The organism is Paracoccus sp. SCSIO 75233, from assembly GCF_027912675.1.
Lineage (GTDB): Bacteria > Pseudomonadota > Alphaproteobacteria > Rhodobacterales > Rhodobacteraceae > Paracoccus.
In genome coordinates this window covers 2279482-2297641 of the sequence record NZ_CP115757.1, presented here as the reverse complement: position 1 = coordinate 2297641, position 18160 = coordinate 2279482, and the positions used below count along the sequence as shown (strand labels likewise).

The following is an 18160-nucleotide window of genomic DNA, read 5'->3' as shown; positions in this document are numbered from 1 at the left end:
GCCTCCATGAACATCCTCGTGCCGGTTAAGCGCGTGATTGACTATAATGTGAAGCCGAAGGTTAAATCTGACGGCTCCGGTGTTGATCTTGCGAATGTGAAGATGTCGATGAACCCGTTTGACGAGATTGCCGTGGAAGAGGCGATCCGTCTGAAGGAGGCGGGGACGGCGGAAGAGGTCGTGGTGGTCTCGATCGGCGTCAAGCAGGCGCAGGAGACGCTGCGCACGGCGCTGGCCATGGGCGCAGACCGGGCCATTCTGGTGGTCGCGGCGGATGATGTGCATCAGGATATCGAGCCGCTGGCGGTCGCGAAGATCCTGAAAGCGGTGATCGACGCGGAACAGCCGAAGCTGGTCATCGCCGGGAAACAGGCCATCGACAACGACATGAACGCGACCGGCCAGATGCTGGCAGCCCTGCTCGGCTGGGGTCAGGCGACATTCGCGTCCAAGCTGGAGATTGCAGGCGATGCGGCCAAGGTCACCCGCGAGGTCGATGGCGGGTTGCAGACCATCGAGGTGAAACTGCCCGCCATCGTGACGGCGGATCTGCGGCTGAACGAACCGCGCTATGCCTCGCTGCCGAACATCATGAAGGCGAAGAAGAAGCCGCTCGATGAAAAGACGGCGGCGGATTACGGCGTGGACGTGACCCCGCGGCTGGAGATTACCCACACCGCCGAACCCGAGGGCCGCAAGGCCGGGATCATCGTCGGCGATGTCGACGAGCTTGTCTCGAAACTGAAAGAAGCGGGGGTTGTGTGATGGCTGTTCTGCTGCTGGGTGAAGTCACCAATGGGGAACTCAACGCGGATGCCACGGGCAAGGCGGTCAATGCGCTGAAGGGTCTGGGCGATGTGACGGTGCTCTGTGCCGGATCGTCGGCCAAGGCTGCCGCTGAGGAAGCCGCGAAGATCGACGGCGTGGCCAAGGTGCTGGTCGCCGAGGATGCGCTCTATGGTCACCGTCTGGCCGAACCGACCGCCGCGCTGCTGGTCGAGTTGGCGGGCGATTACGACCATATCGCGGTCCCTGCGACGACCGATGCCAAGAACATCATGCCGCGCGTGGCGGCTTTGCTGGACGTCATGGTGATCTCGGATGTCTCCGAGGTGGTCGATGCCGACACGTTCAAGCGTCCGGTCTATGCCGGGAATGCCATCCAGACGGTGAAGTCGAAGGACGCCAAGAAGGTGCTGACCGTGCGCACCGCCAGCTTCGATGCGGCAGGCGCGGGCGGCTCTGCATCCGTCACCGATCAGGCGATCGGCCCGGACCCGGCGCTGTCTGCCTGGGTCTCGGATGAGGTGGCCGAAAGCGACCGCCCCGAACTGACCTCGGCGGGCCGCGTGGTCTCCGGCGGTCGCGGCGTCGGCTCGGAAGAGAACTTCGCCATCATCGAGGCGCTCGCCGACAAGCTCGGCGCTGCCGTCGGTGCCAGCCGCGCGGCGGTCGATTCAGGCTTCGCCCCGAATGACTGGCAGGTCGGCCAGACCGGCAAGGTGGTCGCGCCGGAGCTTTACATCGCCATCGGCATCTCCGGCGCGATCCAGCACCTTGCGGGGATGAAGGATTCGAAGGTCATCGTGGCGATCAACAAGGACGAGGAAGCCCCGATCTTCCAGATCGCCGATTACGGCCTCGTCGGCGACCTGTTCAACATCGTCCCGGAACTGACCGAAAAGTTGTGAGCCTTTCAGCCTGGCCTAAATATCCATGAACCGCGCGGTGCCAAAGCTCAGGAGATGCTGGTTTTCGCTGCGTCTACGATGCTGAGGTCTATACGGTCCACGCAATTCCAGCATGTCCGCGATTCCGCGACATCCAATCCCAAACGGTGGACTTGTGGGGGCGCCGTCACTTCACCGATCACAAAATCAAGGCAATACCTCAAGCCACAGCGAGATCGTCAGGATCGACAGCGCCGTCGCGATCAGGACAGACGATGCCGCGACCCGCTTGCCGACGCCGTAAATCGAGGCGAACAGATAGGCGTTCACCCCCGGCGCCATCGCCGCTGTCATGACGGACGAACGGAGTGCCGCGATCTCCAACCCGAAGATCTGTCCCAGCCCGTAGGTGATGACCGGATGCAGGACCAGCGAGGCGGAGCAGCACATGAAGATCGCGCGGCTGTCGCCCTCTGGCTTGTAGCGGTAAAGCACCCCTCCAAGGGCGAACAGCGCTGATGGCAGGGCGGCCCGTGCCATCATCCCGACCGCATCCCAGAATCCTGATGGCAGTACCAGCCCGGCCTGCCGCAGCAGGTTCATGACAGCGCCCGCCAGAATGCCGATGACCAGCGGCGTGCGAATAACCCCGGTCATCGCACGCAAGGCGACACGGCCAATGGACAGGTTCTGCCCGCGGGCGCGGGTGAACTCCATCACCGTGATGCCGAAGGTGTAGAGCAAGGGCGAATGTATCGCGATGATGGTCCAGTTTCCCGCCAGAGCCCCGCTGCCATAGGCATTTTCGGTGATCGGTACGCCGAGAAGAAGCGAGTTTGAAAACAGGCAGATGAACCCGATGGCAACCGAATCCTCCGGCGGTCGCCCGATCCATCGCGCGCCCAGTGCGCCGACCGTGAAAGAAGAAAACGCCCCGATATAGAATGCCGCCAGCATTGGCAGGTTGAATTCCGCCGACAGGTCGAGCTTGGCGATGGATTGAAACAGCAGAACCGGCACAGCAAAATTCTGAGCAAACCGCATGACGCCATCGACGGCAGCCTCTGAAAACAGGCCCCGCCACGCAACCAGATAACCGAAGCCGACCACCAGAAACACTGGCAGGACGACGTCGAACAGCGTGCTCACGGCTGTGCCTCGATCACCATGCCGTCATAGGCCGGGGTAATGTGGCCCGGTGTTTCGGCATCGGTCGCGGCGTAATCCATGTCGATATGCATATTGGTCAGCACGCCGCGCGGCGTACCCGACCGCTCAATCCATTCGAGCGTCTGGGCCAGATGGGCGTGGCTGGGATGCGGATCGTGGCGCAGCGCGTCGCAGATGAAGACCTCCGGCGTGCCGATGATCCGCCACGCAGCTTCCGGGATGGTCTGCACATCCGGAAGATAGACGATGCCGCCGCCGGATGTCGTGATCTTGACCCCAAGGGCCACGATTTCGCCATGCGGCACCTCGAACGGTTCGATTATCACCGGACCGCCCGCGCCGTCAAATGTCATCGTTTCCTCGAACGGATGAAGGTCGCAGATTGGCGGATAGTTCGATCCCGGCGGCGAGGCGAAGATATAGTCGAACCTGTCGCGCAGCGCCTGTGTGGTCGGTGTGTCGGCATATCCCTGTACCCGAGCGCGCGCGTTATAGGCCAACTGGCGCAGGTCGTCGATGCCGTGGATATGATCGGCATGGGGGTGCGTCCAGATCACGGCGTCCAGCGTCACCACATCGGTGCCGAGAAGCTGCGGCACCAGATCGGGGCCGGTGTCGATCAGTATCCGCGTCTTGCCCTTGGGCCCGATCCGGTCAATCAGGATGGAGCAGCGGCGGCGGCGGTTCTTCGGGTTTGCCGGATCGCATGCGCCCCAATTGCCGCCGATCCGTGGTACCCCCCCGGAGGACCCGCAGCCGAGGATGGTGACGCGGATCATGCCGCGGCCTTCGTGAACAGCCGGTCAAAATTCGCCGATGTCTGGGCAGCGAATTCGGCGTAGGAAAGCCCAAAAACCTCCGCACCCTTCGCGGCAGTGCGGGTCACGAATGCAGGCTCGTTTCGTTTTCCCCGGTGTGGGGGCGGGGCGAGATAGGGCGCGTCGGTTTCCACCAGAATGCGATCCAGCGGGGCCGCTGTGAAAATCTCCCGCAGCTCGGACGAGCGTGGAAATGCCGCGATCCCCGACATCGACAGGTAAAACCCGAGATTGAGCGCCGCTTGTGCCAGCCCCGCACCGGACGAGAAGCAATGCATGACACAGCCATATGCACCCGCGCGGTGTTCTTCGGTCAGGATCCGCGCCATATCCTCATCGGCGTCGCGGGCGTGAATGATCAGTGGCAGGCGGGTGCGGCGCGCGGCCTCGATATGGATGCGCAGGCTCTCCTGCTGCGCCGCTGCCGATTCCGCTGTGTAGTGATAATCCAGCCCGGTCTCACCGATGCCGACAAATTTCGGATGTGCGGCCAGCGCGACCAGATCATCGACCGTTGCCATCGGTTCATCCGCCACGCTCATCGGGTGGGTCCCGGCGGCGTAAAACACCCCGTCATGCGCTTCGGCAATCGCGCGAACCTGCGGCTCGGCGCGCAGCTTGGTGCAGATCGTGACCATCCGGGTCACACCCGCCGACCGCGCACGGGCGATCAGATCGTCGCGATCCCCGTCGAAATTCGGAAAGTCGAGATGGCAGTGGCTGTCCACGATCGGGACCGCCTCGCCGGCATCGGGAAAAGGCATCGGTCAGGCTTTCGTGTGCGCCGGGGCCTGCCCGGCAAGTTGGGTCAGCATATCCATCACAAGCGCGGCAGGGTCAAGATTGACTGCCCGCCCGGTTCTGGCCCGCGCCGAAAGCTCCGCCTGCGCACCAGCCCAGATGCGCGCTGCATCGGCGTCCGGGCAGAGGCGGGCCATCAGTTCAGCCTCACCCGGCACGGCCTCCGGCACCGGCGCGCCCATCAGCCCGGCGCGGGCAAGACGGGTCAGGAAGCGGTCCAGCAGAGTGACCGTCAGATCGAACGGGTCGCCATCGGCAGTCGCGCGCGCCCCTGCGGCCTCGGCCAGGGCGCGTGCCTTTGTCCTGTCGAAACGTGGCAGCGTGGCGAACAGGGCGACAATATTGGCATAGGCTTCCAACCCGTCCTGTCCCGCCAGCCGCAGAGCCTCCCCCGCCGATCCGCCGGAAAGCGCGGCCAAGGCCTGCGCATCCCCGTCAATTTCAAGCGCTGCGAAAACCCGTTGCATCTCCTCGGGCGGTAACGGTGCAAGCCGCAACTCTCGACAGCGCGAACGGATGGTCGGCAGCAATCGGGCAGGCTGATGGGCGATCAGCAGGATCACCCCGCCTGCGGGCGGTTCTTCGAGTATCTTCAGAAGCGCGTTCGACGCGGCACCATTCAGCTCGTCCGCTGCATCGACAATGGCCACCCGCCGTCCGCCCTCTGCGGCGCTCAGATGAAAGAAGGACAGAAGCGCGCGGATATCATCCACCCCGATTTCCGCCCGCAATCTGCCGGTCTTCTGATCGAAGCCACGCCGGACCAGATGCAGTCTTGGCTCTGACAGTGCAGCCATCCGACGTGCCACCGGGTCATCGGGCGGGGCTGTCAGGGATTTCGCATCCCCGTCCGCCAGCAGCCAGCGCCCGATCTGCCAGGCCAGCGTCGCCTTGCCGACGCCTCGTGGGCCGGTGATCAGCCATGCGTGATGCAGCCGCTTCGCGTCGACGGCACCCAGAAAATCTGCGACCGCGTGATCCTGACCAATAATCGTCGGGCTATGGCGCGGGTGCGGCGCGCCGGGAACGCGGTCGGATTCGGGGGCTTCGTCGCTGCTCATAGCGCGGCCCGGACGCGCGCCGCGACCTGCTCGGCGGTGCCGCTGCCGTCGATGATCCGGACGCGGGCCGAATTGGCGTGTGCCAACTCTCGAAATCCATCTTGTAGCTGTCGCTGAAACTGAGCGCCCATCGATTCAAACCGATCTTCGAGCTCTACTTCCGAAAGCTCGGCATATCTTGCCGCTTCCGCGGCATGTCCTGCTGCAAGTGATGCCTGTTGTGCAGCGTCAGAGACTTTCTCCGCTGCCGCCGCCGCCGCTGCAGATGCCGCAGCGGCTTCCGCAAACGCCGACGACGCGCGTTGCAGTAGCCGCTTTGCGGCAATGTTCAATGTTACGTCGACAATAAAGGTCCGATCCGGTTCAATGCCGATCATCATTTCATGCAGCGCCTCGACCTTATCCTTCAGGTCGCCACGCGTCGCGCCCTGATAAACGCGGGTCGAGTCAGCGAAACGGTCTGTGATCACAATCGCGCCGCGCGCAAGCGCGGGCCTGATCGTGCGTTCAAGGTGATCGCGACGGGCGGCATTGAACAGCAGAAGCTCAGTTTCGGCGGACCAGCGTTCGGCACCGCCTTCGACCAGCAATCGCCGGATTGCCTCCGCCCCGTCGGAACCGCCCGGCTCGCGGGTCAGCACGACGTCATGCCCCTCGGCCCGCAACGCCTCGGCGAGAAGGCGGGACTGGGTGGACTTGCCGCTGCCGTCGATCCCCTCGAAACTGATGAACATGCCAGCCTTACTGCCGCGCTGCCTGCCAGGCCTCGCCGCCCAGACGCATCGCGGCGCTGCGCATCCGCCCGAAGAAACCCGCCTTCGCCACATCCTCCGCCGCGATCAGCGGGACATTGGCCGGGCCGACGCCGGGGATTTCGATCTGCAACATGCCCAGCCGGTCGCCCGCAGTGATCGGCGCGGAGAGGGGGCCGGAATAAACCGCCTCTGCCGTTACGCCCGATTCCGCGCCGACCGGCATCAGCACGTTCAGCCCGTTCTGCGTGGTCAGCGCCACGCTGGATTTCGCCCCCAGCCAGACGGGGGCGGAGGCGACGGTTTCGCCCTGCGGCACGACCTCCTTCATGGTGAAGTCGCGAAAGGCCCAGGCGGCGATCCGCTCTGCCTCCTCGGCGCGGGCCTGCTCCGTCGCCAGCCCGGTCACGACGAAGATCACCCGCCGCTCGCCCTGCACGGCCGAGCCGACCAGCCCGTATCCCGCTTCCTCCGTGTGGCCGGTTTTCAGCCCGTCCGCGCCGATACCGAGAGCCAGCAGCGGGTTGCGGTTAAAACGGTTGGCAGGTGCGCGGTCATCGAAGCGGAACTCCTTGAGTGCGAAAAATTTATAAAGCTCCGGGAAGTCGTCGATCAGATGTTCGGCCAGAATGCCCAGATCATGCGCGCTCATGACGTGATCGGGATGCGGCCAGCCGGAGCTGTTCGCGAAATTGGAGTTGTTCATGCCCAGCGATTTCGCCTTCTCGTTCATCTGCCGGGCGAAAGCCTCCTCCGTCCCGGCCAGCCCCTCGGCCACGACCACGCAGGCGTCGTTGCCCGACAGCACGATGATGCCCTTGATAAGCTCCTCGACCGTGGGGCGGTCCTGCTCGTTCAGGAACATGGTCGATCCGGCCATTTCCCGTGCCTTGGTCGACACCGGCAGGCGGGTGTCCATCTGAAGCCGGCCATCGCTTACCGCCTCGAACAGCATGTAAACCGTCATAAGCTTCGACATGGATGCTGGCGGTATGGCCCGGTCGGCGTTTTTTTCCAGAAGGACAGTGCCGGTGCCGACGTCATAAACCCATGCCGTCCGGGCATTGGTGTCGAATGCCAGCGCCTGAAGCGGCAAGAGCAGGGTGAGAACGGCGATCAGGGCTGCGCGCATGAGAATTTGCCTGTGTCAGAAACAAGATTATATTTTGGTTTATAGCTACCCCATGATGCCGCCCGTCGCAACGACTGCTGCGAATTCGGGCTGCCATAATCCCGCGCCTGAAACCGCTGCAATTGCTGGCTGCGCGCTATCCCATCCCCAGCGGATCGCTGCGGGCCCTCGCGCGGCGGGTGTCTGCAAGCTCGCTCATCAGGGCAATTGCACCCCATGTCAGGCAATAGCTGCCCCCGATCAGCAGGATCAGCCAGCCGGGGAAGGGGCCGATTGCCGCCCGCTCGAAGAGCTGCGCCGTCGAGTCCAGCGGCGTCGGGTGTACGATCAACTTGCCCAGATACGCCGCCGACTGGATCAGCAGAATCCAGAAGTAATTCCGCCGGATCCGCCGCCCGATCGCCGTCCACATGCTGACGTGATAATGCGGATGCAGGTAGTCATCGGCCAGCCGGTCCTGCCAATGCTCCTCCAGATGCAGATCGCCTTCCTTCAGCATCGGTGCGTAGAAATGCAGCTCCATCCAGCGGCAGCGCGCCCGCCAGACATTGAAATAACGATAGCGCCGCGCCTCCAGCATCAGGAAGAAGATGATGAGAATCCCGACCAGTACTAGCGGCAATGGCGATGCCTGCGGCGAGGAATAGGTGATCGACAGCGCCACCCCCAGCGTGACGACCGACCAGTTCGTCGTCGTATCGAGCCGCGTGCGCCAGATGGTCGAGCGGTAGACCTCGCCCCGGTAAAGATGGGCAATTGCCCCGATCTCCGCCGGGTCCAGCTTCTTGCGTGTTTTGGTCGCGCCGTCCATGTCCTGCCTCCCCTTTGTGCAGGCTGGCAGGCAAAAGCCTATCCGGCAAGCATAAGTTGGCGGGCGTTTTAGACGTCTCGGCTATTTCCCGACCGCTTCGCGCCAATGGCGGCGGCAGAGCGAGACATAGGTTTCGTTCCCGCCGACCTGCACCTGCGCGCCATCGGTCACGGCGACACCATCCGCGCCGCGCCGGATCACCATCGTTGCCTTGCGCCCGCAATGGCAGATCGTGCGTACCTCCCGCAGGTCATCCGCCAGCGCCAGTAGCGCGGCGGAGCCGGGGAATAACTCGCCCCGGAAATCCACGCGCAATCCGTAAGCCATGACCGGGATTCCCAGATCATCTGCCACGCGGGCAAGCTGCCAGACCTGATCGCGGGTCAGGAACTGGGCCTCGTCGATGAACACACAGGCGAGTTCACGGGGGTCAGCCTCGATCAGGGCGAACAGGTCCTGCTGCGGGTCAAACGCCGTCGCCTCCGCCGAAATCCCGATGCGCGACCCGATCCGCCCCGCCCCCGCCCGCGTGTCGAGCGCGGCAAGCAGCAGCAGCGTTTCCATCCCCCGCTCGCGGTAGTTGTAGGACGCCTGAAGGAGCAGCGTGCTTTTGCCCGCATTCATGGTGGAATAGTGGAAATACAGCTTGGCCATGCGACCGGATAACGTCCCCGGCTTAGCCTATCAAGTATGCCGAATATGGGCGGTCCTGTCCGCCGCTCAAAGGAAGGGCCGCAGAAACAGACAGTCTGCGGCCCCCCGTTGCGATGTTACGCGTTTTGCTGGCTTCTCGGGCGGCGTGATGGCCTGCGGGCGGGGCGTTTGTTCGGCGCGGCTTCGCCACCCTGACGGGGTTTCTGGGGGCCGCGTCCCCGGCGGCGCGGTGCCGGGCGTTCCTCTGCCGGTGCTTCGCCGCCGATCACCGGGATTTGCGCCTTCATCGCCTTTTCAATACCGCGCAGCTCGCCGATTTCACCCGGCGCGCAGAAGGCAACCGCTCGGCCATCACGACCCGCGCGGGCGGTCCGGCCGATCCGGTGGACATAGTTCTCCGGCACATTCGGAAGGTCGAAGTTATAGACATGCGCGACCTGCGGGATATCGAGGCCACGGGCCGCGACATCGGTCGCAACCAGCACCTTAGCCTTTTCGTCACGGAAGGCCGAAAGCGCGCGTTCACGCTGCCCCTGCGACTTGTTGCCGTGAATGGCGACCACATCGAAGCCCCATTTCTCCAGCAGCTTCGCCAGCTTCTCAGAGCCGTATTTGGTGCGCCCGAAAACAATCGCTAATTCGCGCGGATGCTTCGCCAGATATTCTGCCAGAAGCGTCGCCTTATCGCCCTGATTGACGAAATGCACGCCCTGATCGATTTTCTCGGCTGCCTGTCCGGGCGGGTTGACCTGAACGCGGACCGGGTCGTTGAGATAGGTCCCGGCAAGCTCCTCCATCAGCTTCGGCATGGTGGCGGAAAACAGCAGCGTCTGACGCTGTGCGGGCAGGGTTTTGGCGATCCGGCGTAGGGCGTGGATGAAGCCGATATCCAGCATCTGATCGGCCTCGTCCAGCACCAGATATTCGGTTTTCGACAGGTCGACAGCCTTGCGGTCCATCAGGTCGATCAGCCGGCCCGGCGTGGCGATCAGCACGTCGATACCGCGCGAAATACGCTGCATTTGCACGTTGATCGAGGCGCCGCCGACAACGCGGAAACTGCGGATCGGGGTGCCTTGCGCGAAGCCGTCCACGGCCTCTGCAATCTGCGTGGCAAGCTCTCGCGTGGGCGCGAGGATCAGGGCGCGGCAGGTGCCGGGCTCCGGTTTGCGGCCATGTTCGAGAAGGCGCGTCAGCATCGGCAGGCTGAATGCGGCGGTCTTGCCGGAGCCGGTCTGGGCTAGGCCGAGGATGTCGCGGCCGTTGACGGTTTTGGGGATGGACTGTGCCTGAATCGGGGTTGGCTCGGTCAGGCCGAGCGGGCCGAGATTGGCGTTGATGCGCGGGTCGATGCCCATATCCGCGAAAGGCCCGGTCGGGACCGGCTCGCGCGCGGGGGCGCGGCGGCGGTTCACGTCATCGGGGCGGGGGCCGCGATGCGATTGCGGGCGGGGCTTCTGGCCGCGACGAGGGCGGCGTTTTTCGGTATTCATTTCAAACACTTACATATTCCGCGCACCCGTATCGGGCGCGGCGTGCGGCATCTGCCGCGAGAGGGGTGCGGGCCGTGATACGGGTGGCCCGACGGTGCCCCTGCGTGTCGGTGGGAACCTGTCGAAATCCCGGCGCGACTGGCTGCACACGCGGCAGCACGCGGAACGGGGTTGGGTGGCAGATGGGCCCTGCCGCGCCGAAAGTCAAGCGGTTAATCTGCGTACACCGCGCGTACACCGGGCGTACACCGGGCGTACACAGATCGTCGTGACAAGCTGTCAACCGCGATCGGCGCTGTCCATCCAGATGGTGACAGGGCCGTCATTGACCAGCGAGACCTTCATTTCCGCCCCGAACTCACCTGTTTCGACGTGCGGGCCGAGCGCGCGGAGAGCGGCGGCGAAAAGTTCATACAGAAATCGTCCCTGATCGGGCGGCGCGGCGGCGGAAAAGCCGGGGCGGTTGCCCGATTTCGTATCGGCGGCAAGGGTGAACTGGCTGACCACGAGCGCGCCGCCCCCGGTATCGGCAAGGGAGCGGTTCATCTTTCCCGCGTCGTCCCGGAAAATCCGCAGCTTCGCAATTCGTGCGGCGAGTTTTTCTGCCGCGGTTTCGTCGTCGCCCTGCATGGCGCAGACGAGGATCATCAGGCCGGGGCCGGTCTGACCGATGATCTGGCCGTCGACGCTGACGGAGGCTTCGGTGACTCGCTGGATCAGGGCGCGCATGGGAATCCTTCAGTCTGTTTTCACGATGTCCGCTATAAGGTGGTTTCGTGCGCGATGCACGGGTGCGACAGCAGGGTCGCGATCCGGGTCAGGTGTCGGCCTGGGGTTTTCGGCAATGATCAGCACGGCACGCGACGCCGCAGCTTTCCGGTCATGCGCAGCCCGTCGCGCATGTTGAGGCTGAGCAGGGTGATATTGACGGCACCCGCGACCAGCTCGATCAGTTGGACGGCGTAAAAGCCTGTGTCGAAATCGCCCGACCGCGCCTTGGCCGAGAGGTAAAGCGCCGAGGGGATCAGGATCAGCAGGCCATTGGCGGCGATGACCGGCATGCGGCGCTTCTTGGCCGAGATCAGCTTGCCGCGCCATTTTCCACTCATGCGGAAACCCGTTGCCCCGGTGGCGATCAGCGACGGGATCAGGATCAGAAAACCCCAGGGAATGGCGGTTTTGACGGCGATGATTGCGGGTTTCGGCAGGAATATTTCGGCAAGCACGGTGGACAGCCAAAAGCTCAGGATCGTTGCGAGGGCGATGCTTCCGGCAATGGGATGGATCAGCTTGGGCATTGTCTTTCCTCCTTGGATCGGCTTATTTAATAGCAAGCTATATATTAACATAGCATGCTATGCAATGAGGCGATATGGAATTCGTGAAAGAGGAGTCGGCGGGGTATCTGGTCAATCACATGGCGCGGATATTCGCGCAGGGATTGTCGTCGCGGATCAAGCCCCTGGGGCTGAGCACGGGGACGTTTCCGGCGCTGCTGGAGCTATGGGATCAGGATGGGCTGACGCAGAGGGATCTGGTGAAGCGGCTGGATATAGAACAGGCGACGATGGCCAATACGCTGAACCGGATGGCGCGGGACGGGCTGGTGATTCGGAAGAAAGACCCGAATGACGGGCGTGCGCAGCGTATATGGCTGACGGATCACGCGCGGGGTTTGCAGGAACCGGCGGTCGCGGCGGCGATGGCGGTGAATGATGCCGCTCTGGCGGGGCTTGATCCGCAGGAGCGGCAGCTTTTGATGTCGCTGATGCGTCGGGTGATTGCGGGGGCGGCTGAGGGCAATCCGTTGAAATAGTCCGGGCCTTGTCAGGCTTGCGATCCCGAGGCCGATCAGAGTTGTGTGATAACCCGTTCACTGAAAAGTTTCTCCACGTCGGCCCTGCGGCAAAGCGCGGTCGCCTGCGTCATGCAGGCGGCGGAGGCCATTGCGGCGGCGAGGCCAAGCGCGTCCTGTGTGTTCATACCGCGCGCGCAGGCGAGGGTGAAACCGGCAAGGAAGCTGTCGCCCGCGCCGACCTTGCTGACGATTTCCACCTTTGCGGCTTCGGCGTGCCATGCCGCATCTTCTGTGGCGATGATATTGCCGTCACTGCCACGCGCCACGATGACCGATTGCGCCGCCCCGGCCTTGACCAGCGATCTGGCGAAAGCGGCGGTATCGGCCCGTGCAGGCAGGGGGCGGGCGGCGAGGGTTTCCGCCTCGTGCCGGTCCATCCGAAGAAGTGCGATATTATATCCGCCGCCTGCCAGTTCAGAAAGCGCGGGGCCGGAGGTGTCGGCGAAAAGATGTGCCGCGCTGCCGGATAGCCGTTTGGCAAGGCTCGCCGCATAATCATGTGGCACACCCGGCGGGTTTGAGCCTGACAGAACGATAAACCCGTCGGCGGGGGCGTTTTCCGCGATGGCGTCGAGTGAGCGGGTTACGAAACTGTCGCTCCACGCCGGGCCGGGCATGGTGAAGCGGTATTGCTGGTTGTTGGAGGCATCGGTGACCGCGACCGATTGCCGGGTTTCGCCGGGGGCGGGCAGGGTGATCGGGTCCAGCCCCAAATCGGCCAGCATCCGCGCCATGCGCAGCCCGGTATGGCCGCCAAGCGCCACCAAAGGCCGGGACTGACCGTCCATGATCGCGATGGCGCGGCTGATATTGATGCCGCCCCCGCCCGGATCGAAGGAGGGTGCGGCGCAGCGCAGCTTGACCTCCGGCGTTACCTCTGGCGCTTCGGTCGATATGTCGAGTGCCGGGTTGAGCGTGACGGTCAGGATCGGCTTCTGGGTCATTCCCACCACCTGTCGATTTTCGCGATGTCATCGTCGGACCAGCCGAAATGATGGGCGAGTTCGTGGACCGTCACATGGGCCACCAGATCATGCAGCGTGACGTCGCCGCGTTCGGCCCATTCGTCGATGATGGCGCGACGGAACAGCCAGATCGTGTCGGGGAAATGCTGCGGTTCGGACGGTGATTTCTCGGTCATTGGGATGCCGTCATAGATGCCGGTGAGTTCCAGCGGGTCGTCGGTTTCCAGCTCGTCCAGCATATCGTCGGGTGCGACATCCTCGATGCGCAGGACGATGTCCTTGGCGTGCGGGGCGAAGGCGGGTGGCAGGGTCGCGATGACCTGCCGCGCGACGGTTTCGATGTCGTCGCTGGAGGGGGCGGTGCTTTGGGTCAGGTCGGTCATCGGTATCACCTCATTTGTCCCTGATATGGACAAAATCCCCCCCATATGAAAGAGCAGGCGAACCCAGAGGAATGATGCCATGACCACCACCCGTTTTGCGCCCTCGCCCACGGGGCACATCCATGTCGGCAACCTGCGCGCGGCGCTGTTCAACTATCTGATCGCCCGCAAGGCCGGCGGGACGTTTATCCTGCGGTTCGACGACACCGACCGGGAGCGGTCGAAGCAGGAATATATGGACGGCATCCGCCGCGATCTGGAATGGCTGGGGATCGGCTGGGACCGGGTCGAGCAGCAGTCGAAGCGGCTGGACCGCTATGAAGCAGTGCGCGAGCAGTTGCGCGCCGATGGCCGCATCTATGAGGTGTTCGAGACGCCGGGCGAGCTTGATCTGAAGCGCAAGAAGCAGCTCAATATGGGCAAGCCGCCGGTCTATGACCGCGCCGGGCTGGCGCTGTCGGATGCCGAGAAGGAGAAGCTGCGCGGAGAGGGGCGTCAGGGCTACTGGCGTTTCAAGCTGGCGCATGAGCGGATCGAGTGGAATGACCGCATTCTGGGCGATATTTCCATCGACGCGGCCTCTGTCAGCGATCCGGTGCTGATCCGGGCGGACGGGCAGGTTCTGTATACCTTCGCCTCCTCGGTGGATGACACCGATATGGGGGTGACCGATATCGTGCGCGGATCGGACCATGTGACCAACACGGCCACGCAGATCCAGATTATCGAGGCGATTGGCGGGACGGCGCCGGTTTTCGGGCATCACTCGCTGCTGACCGGACCGCAGGGTGAGGAGCTGTCAAAACGGCTCGGCTCGCTGGCGATCAAGGATCTGCGCGAGGCGGGCGTCGCGCCGGAGGCTCTGGTGTCGATGATGTCGCGGCTGGGCTCGTCGTTGCCGGTTGAGCTGCTGAGCATGGATGAGGTGGCGGAGAGCTTCGATCTGTCGAATTTCGGCGCCTCGCCGACGAAATTCGATGCCGAGGATCTGTGGCCGCTGACACGTGCGCGCAACCAGTCGCTGTCCTTCGATAGCGTGAAGGGCCGGATCGCGGAACTGGGCGTGCCGGACGAACAGGCGGCGCGGTTCTGGCGCGTGGCCAGCCAGAATATCACCAAGCTGGATGATCTGGCCGGCTGGTGGGTGATCTTCAGCGAAGGGGCCGAACCGGAAATCGCGCCGGAAGATCAGGATTTCATCGCCGAGGCCATGACCCTGCTGCCGCCGCCGCCCTATGACGACAACACCTGGTCGGAATTTACCGGGCGCGTGAAAGAGGCGACGGGCCGCAAGGGCAAGGGGCTGTTCATGCCGCTGCGCAAGGCGCTGACCGGACAGGCCCACGGGCCGGATATGAGCGATCTGATGCCGCTGTTGCAGGTGGTGAAGGCGAAGGGGTAGGGGGTGTTGTGGGTGCGCTGAAGGTGGTGGTGCGCTGAAGCGCACCCTACGGGGGTATGCGATACGGGGGGCTATGCGTTAGGCGGGGTGTTTTTGATGAACTTGTCGCCAAACAGTGTATCTCGCGCGGCCACCCAACTGTCCCGGTCCGGGGCGCAAATAAGCCCGCCGGTGGTATGCGTCGGATGATAGACGGAACCATCGAAATGGGCGCTGTAACCGCCTGCCTCACGGTGTAGCAGCCAGCCTGCGGCGTGATCCCAGGGCATCAGCCGGTTATAGACCAGCAATTCGCAATGCCCGCCTGCCGCCATGCGATATTCATGCGCGGCGCATCGCAGCCAGAAATTCATCGCGAATTTTGGCAGGTTCCTTTGCACGGCTGGCAACAGTTCCGGTGGCAGGAAATTCGTCCCGGCCACGATGTTCATATGCTCGGGAGTGCAGAGAAGCGCGACCCTGAGTTCCGTTTCCGCCCCTTCGGTGCGCAGCATCCAACTTCCCTCCCCACGAAGGGCGAGCGCGGTTTCCTTGCAGACCGGATCATGGATGGCGGCGAAAACGACTTCCCCCCGTCGCAAACCCGCGATCATCATCCCGAACAGCGGCACGCCCGAGGTGAAATTCTTGGTTCCGTCGATCGGGTCGATCAGAATAGCGATTTCAGCAGTCCCGAGCTTCGCTATCGCATCCGGGTCGTGACCGGTCGCCTCTTCGCCGACCACGGTGACACCGGGAAAGATCTTGGCGATCTGATCGGTCAGTTGCTGCTCGGCGGCCTGATCGGCCTCGCTGCAGACATCGAAAGCCGAGGTTTTCTCGAAGACCCGATTGGGAAGCTGCGCCAGGAACCGGGGCATCAATTCCCGCTCGCCGACATCGGTCAGCATTTCGGCGATCTGCTGAATGCGGGTGCGTGTCAAATCCATGTCGAGCACCCAGTCCAGATGGTCATCTTCGCCCCCGCAATGTTGCGTCTTGCTTTATAGTGGCATTGGTGTTGCTCGGCCAGCCAGTCGGCATCGGGTTGCGAAACCCGGTTCGTCTTGCGGGGCGGTCCTGGCCGACCCGGCAGCCGCCGCACGGTCGATCCCGGTGGACCGGCCCGCCCGCCGGCCCCGCCCTCGCTAAAATTTCCACAGAATCCCGCTTGACGCCCCCCGTGCCCTCCCTTACATCGCCTCCACCCCACGAGGTGATCGGGGCGGAGTAGCTCAGTTGGTTAGAGCAGAGGAATCATAATCCTTGTGTCGGGGGTTCAAGTCCCTCCTCCGCTACCAGTTCCGGTTTTTCCAGGAATAATCGTAGCTTTACTGCCGGATCAATCGTCCCCGGTTCGTGTCCGGCGCGCGCGAATGCCGCGAAGCCCGAATGCACAGCCGATTGTCCAGCTGACGTTGAACAGCAGGTTGGCGTAAGCCGCCCCCTCGACACCGAAGAGTTTGACCAGCGGCAGGAAACTGACGGCAAAGATCGCCGTCGCGCCAAGCGTGACCAGGACCAGCAGCCTGTCCTTGCCCATGCTGAGCAGCGCCGGGTTCAGTGCGACGCCGGATGCAATGACGATGGATGACGCGAGCAGGATATTCATCACCGGCCCCGCACCCGCGAATTCCGGGCCGAATATGATGTGGATGATCGGCTCGATATTCAGCATGACGGGGATGGCGAAGACGAGCTGCAGGCTTAGCAGCGATGCGGAAACGATCACGATCAGCCGGTTGAAGGCGGCGATCCTGCCCTGTTCCCACAGCCGCGACATCTCGGGGTATATGGTCTGGCGCACCGGCGCCGACAACTTGGTGACCCGGTTCATGACCCGTTTGCCAAGCTGATACATGCCGACTGCGGTCGGATTGGTCATAGCCCCCAGAATCAGCACGTCGAACCGGTTGACCGATTGCCGCAGGATGACGTTGACATTGGAATTCCAGACCAGCCGCAGAAAGCCGGGATTCTCCCTGATCGCGGCGAGGCCGTTCGCGTTCAGGAAACCGCCATAGCCGCGATTGCGCATGACGCGCATGGCGAAGGGCAGGCCGAATACGCCGTCAAATATGCTCTGGATCAGCAGAATGGCAAGAAACGCCCAGACGTCCAGCCCGCTGAGCCAAGCAATGAGGCTGAGGATCATGCGGATCGTCGCCGAGGCGATGTCGAGCTTTGCCAGCACGTCGAACCGGTCAAACACCCGCAGCATCGCCACGGTGGTGGGTCGGAACGTGACAAACAGACCTGCCGCGACAAGATAGATGTAGTTTGCGCCATTCTCGGACGGCAGGCCGATTCTGGGTGCGACGATACCGGCGAAGAGGACGCAGATCGTTCCGGTCAGCAGGCTGCCAAAGGCGTCGATCATCAGTGACAGCTTGAACAATCGCTGCATTGCGCCGTGATCGTTTTTGTTTTGCGCCCTGATGGCGAAGCGAATGACCGCCTGCCACGGCTCCAGCCGGAAAATCAGATCGACAAGCCGCACGAAGGTTTCGGCAAGCGCCACGATACCCAGACCTGCGGGGCCAAGCGCGCGGGCTGCGATAAAAAGCGTGACGATCGCGGCGAGCGAGATGAATATCTGGCTCGCGAATGTCCAGGACATATTGCGCGCCAGCCTGGAACGCAAAGACCCGATGGCGCTTTCAGACATGCCCCAATACTCTCCCGATCAATGCTGCGGCTTCCGAAAATCTGCCTGAATTTCTTCCTGAAAGTAATGGCATTTTTTGCCATTGTTTTCTGTGGAGGCGCTTGGGTTAAAGGAATACACAGGCCGATATTTGGTGCAAGCATGTTGCACCTATCAGAATTGATAGGTGTTGAGGGGCTGCGGGAATGCTGCTGCGAAGGAATGGCCCGCTTTCTAGAATTGATTTTGATCTGAAAGAAATGCCCATTTTGAGGCGGAACAGTGGGTATGGATTTCGTTTGCGATGAAGTTGATGGAGGCTGGATCAATCGAAGGGTGTATAAATTACACTGTACAGTTCATAAATGTGGATCGTTTTTGCGTATTGATAAAATTGATTAAAATACAGTGTAAAAATCTACGACCTGCGAAAAATACAGGTGCTGATTTTCTTGCAAAATGAATGAGTCTCTCGCAAGCTATTCATGAAGGGGTGGCGTATTTCCGGTGTTTATTATGGTTGAGTTTATATTTTGTTTTCAATTGCTGAGGAATGTATTTCTC

The 18160-nt window shown here is 62.7% G+C and carries 20 protein-coding genes and 1 tRNA gene; 6 read left to right on the top strand and 15 right to left on the bottom strand.

Features of this window, described 5'->3' with window-relative positions:
- Positions 1 to 6 precede the first annotated feature (6 nt).
- Positions 7 to 765, top strand: coding sequence for an electron transfer flavoprotein subunit beta/FixA family protein (locus PAF12_RS11150; protein WP_271107011.1), 759 nt, complete (start codon positions 7 to 9; stop codon positions 763 to 765).
- Entirely contained in the window at positions 765 to 1691 is a 927-nt protein-coding gene (locus PAF12_RS11145) for an electron transfer flavoprotein subunit alpha/FixB family protein (protein ID WP_271107010.1), read from the top strand. Before PAF12_RS11150 ends, PAF12_RS11145 begins: the two co-directional genes overlap by 1 nt.
- 186 nt (positions 1692 to 1877) lie before the next feature.
- On the opposite strand, the gene PAF12_RS11140 is transcribed toward PAF12_RS11145, so the two are convergent.
- From PAF12_RS11140 to PAF12_RS11090, 11 genes are all read right to left on the bottom strand, one after another.
- Positions 1878 to 2819, bottom strand: coding sequence for an AEC family transporter (locus PAF12_RS11140; RefSeq protein ID WP_271107009.1), 942 nt, complete (start codon positions 2817 to 2819; stop codon positions 1878 to 1880).
- A complete protein-coding gene (locus tag PAF12_RS11135) occupies positions 2816 to 3619 on the bottom strand; it encodes an MBL fold metallo-hydrolase (protein WP_271107008.1) in 804 nt (267 codons plus the stop codon). Before PAF12_RS11135 ends, PAF12_RS11140 begins: the two co-directional genes overlap by 4 nt.
- Positions 3616 to 4422: a TatD family hydrolase gene (locus tag PAF12_RS11130; RefSeq protein ID WP_271107007.1), complete on the bottom strand. Its 807-nt coding sequence runs from the start codon at positions 4420 to 4422 to the stop codon at positions 3616 to 3618. Before PAF12_RS11130 ends, PAF12_RS11135 begins: the two co-directional genes overlap by 4 nt.
- A 3-nt stretch (positions 4423 to 4425) precedes the next feature.
- A complete protein-coding gene (locus PAF12_RS11125) occupies positions 4426 to 5520 on the bottom strand; it encodes a DNA polymerase III subunit delta' (protein ID WP_271107006.1) in 1095 nt (364 codons plus the stop codon).
- Positions 5517 to 6254 carry a dTMP kinase gene (gene tmk / locus PAF12_RS11120; RefSeq protein WP_271107004.1) on the bottom strand — a complete coding sequence of 246 codons (738 nt, stop codon included), beginning with the start codon at positions 6252 to 6254 and terminating at the stop codon, positions 5517 to 5519. The genes PAF12_RS11125 and tmk overlap by 4 nt, the downstream gene beginning before the upstream one ends.
- 7 nt (positions 6255 to 6261) lie before the next feature.
- Complete coding sequence (locus tag PAF12_RS11115) at positions 6262 to 7404, bottom strand: D-alanyl-D-alanine carboxypeptidase family protein (protein WP_271107003.1); 1143 nt, start codon at positions 7402 to 7404, stop codon at positions 6262 to 6264.
- 136 nt (positions 7405 to 7540) lie between these two features.
- Entirely contained in the window at positions 7541 to 8215 is a 675-nt protein-coding gene (locus PAF12_RS11110) for a DUF2270 domain-containing protein (RefSeq protein ID WP_271107002.1), read from the bottom strand.
- An 81-nt stretch (positions 8216 to 8296) separates the two neighbouring features.
- A complete protein-coding gene (locus tag PAF12_RS11105; protein ID WP_271107001.1) occupies positions 8297 to 8869 on the bottom strand; it encodes a thymidine kinase in 573 nt (190 codons plus the stop codon).
- A 116-nt stretch (positions 8870 to 8985) separates the two neighbouring features.
- Positions 8986 to 10227 carry a DEAD/DEAH box helicase gene (locus PAF12_RS11100; RefSeq protein ID WP_271109693.1) on the bottom strand — a complete coding sequence of 414 codons (1242 nt, stop codon included), beginning with the start codon at positions 10225 to 10227 and terminating at the stop codon, positions 8986 to 8988.
- Positions 10228 to 10641: 414 nt separating this feature from the next.
- Positions 10642 to 11091 carry a D-aminoacyl-tRNA deacylase gene (gene dtd, locus PAF12_RS11095; protein WP_271107000.1) on the bottom strand — a complete coding sequence of 150 codons (450 nt, stop codon included), beginning with the start codon at positions 11089 to 11091 and terminating at the stop codon, positions 10642 to 10644.
- 119 nt (positions 11092 to 11210) lie between these two features.
- Positions 11211 to 11660 carry a hypothetical protein gene (locus tag PAF12_RS11090; protein ID WP_271106999.1) on the bottom strand — a complete coding sequence of 150 codons (450 nt, stop codon included), beginning with the start codon at positions 11658 to 11660 and terminating at the stop codon, positions 11211 to 11213.
- Positions 11661 to 11734: 74 nt separating this feature from the next.
- Here PAF12_RS11090 and PAF12_RS11085 point away from each other — a divergent pair, with 74 nt between their 5' ends.
- On the top strand, positions 11735 to 12178 hold the full coding sequence (locus tag PAF12_RS11085) for a MarR family winged helix-turn-helix transcriptional regulator (protein WP_271106998.1): 444 nt from the start codon (positions 11735 to 11737) through the stop codon (positions 12176 to 12178).
- Positions 12179 to 12213: 35 nt separating this feature from the next.
- Here PAF12_RS11085 and PAF12_RS11080 read toward each other — a convergent pair whose 3' ends face one another.
- Together PAF12_RS11080 and PAF12_RS11075 are read right to left on the bottom strand one after the other, a co-directional pair.
- A complete protein-coding gene (locus PAF12_RS11080) occupies positions 12214 to 13164 on the bottom strand; it encodes a 1-phosphofructokinase family hexose kinase (protein WP_271106997.1) in 951 nt (316 codons plus the stop codon).
- Entirely contained in the window at positions 13161 to 13568 is a 408-nt protein-coding gene (locus PAF12_RS11075) for a metallopeptidase family protein (RefSeq protein WP_271106996.1), read from the bottom strand. Before PAF12_RS11075 ends, PAF12_RS11080 begins: the two co-directional genes overlap by 4 nt.
- A gap of 79 nt (positions 13569 to 13647) precedes the next feature.
- Between PAF12_RS11075 and gltX the strand changes: the two genes are divergently transcribed.
- Positions 13648 to 14970, top strand: coding sequence for a glutamate--tRNA ligase (gltX, locus tag PAF12_RS11070; RefSeq protein WP_271106995.1), 1323 nt, complete (start codon positions 13648 to 13650; stop codon positions 14968 to 14970).
- A gap of 71 nt (positions 14971 to 15041) precedes the next feature.
- Here gltX and PAF12_RS11065 read toward each other — a convergent pair whose 3' ends face one another.
- Positions 15042 to 15899, bottom strand: coding sequence for an inositol monophosphatase (locus tag PAF12_RS11065; RefSeq protein ID WP_271106994.1), 858 nt, complete (start codon positions 15897 to 15899; stop codon positions 15042 to 15044).
- A gap of 274 nt (positions 15900 to 16173) precedes the next feature.
- Here PAF12_RS11065 and PAF12_RS11060 point away from each other — a divergent pair.
- Positions 16174 to 16250 (top strand) — tRNA-Met (locus PAF12_RS11060).
- 41 nt (positions 16251 to 16291) lie between these two features.
- Here PAF12_RS11060 and PAF12_RS11055 read toward each other — a convergent pair.
- Positions 16292 to 17617: a lipopolysaccharide biosynthesis protein gene (locus tag PAF12_RS11055; RefSeq protein WP_271106993.1), complete on the bottom strand. Its 1326-nt coding sequence runs from the start codon at positions 17615 to 17617 to the stop codon at positions 16292 to 16294.
- A 21-nt stretch (positions 17618 to 17638) separates the two neighbouring features.
- Between PAF12_RS11055 and PAF12_RS11050 the strand changes: the two genes are divergently transcribed.
- The gene (locus PAF12_RS11050; RefSeq protein WP_271106992.1) at positions 17639 to 17851 is read left to right on the top strand and encodes a hypothetical protein; all 213 of its coding nucleotides are present in this window, start codon (positions 17639 to 17641) and stop codon (positions 17849 to 17851) included.
- Positions 17852 to 18160 lie beyond the last annotated feature (309 nt).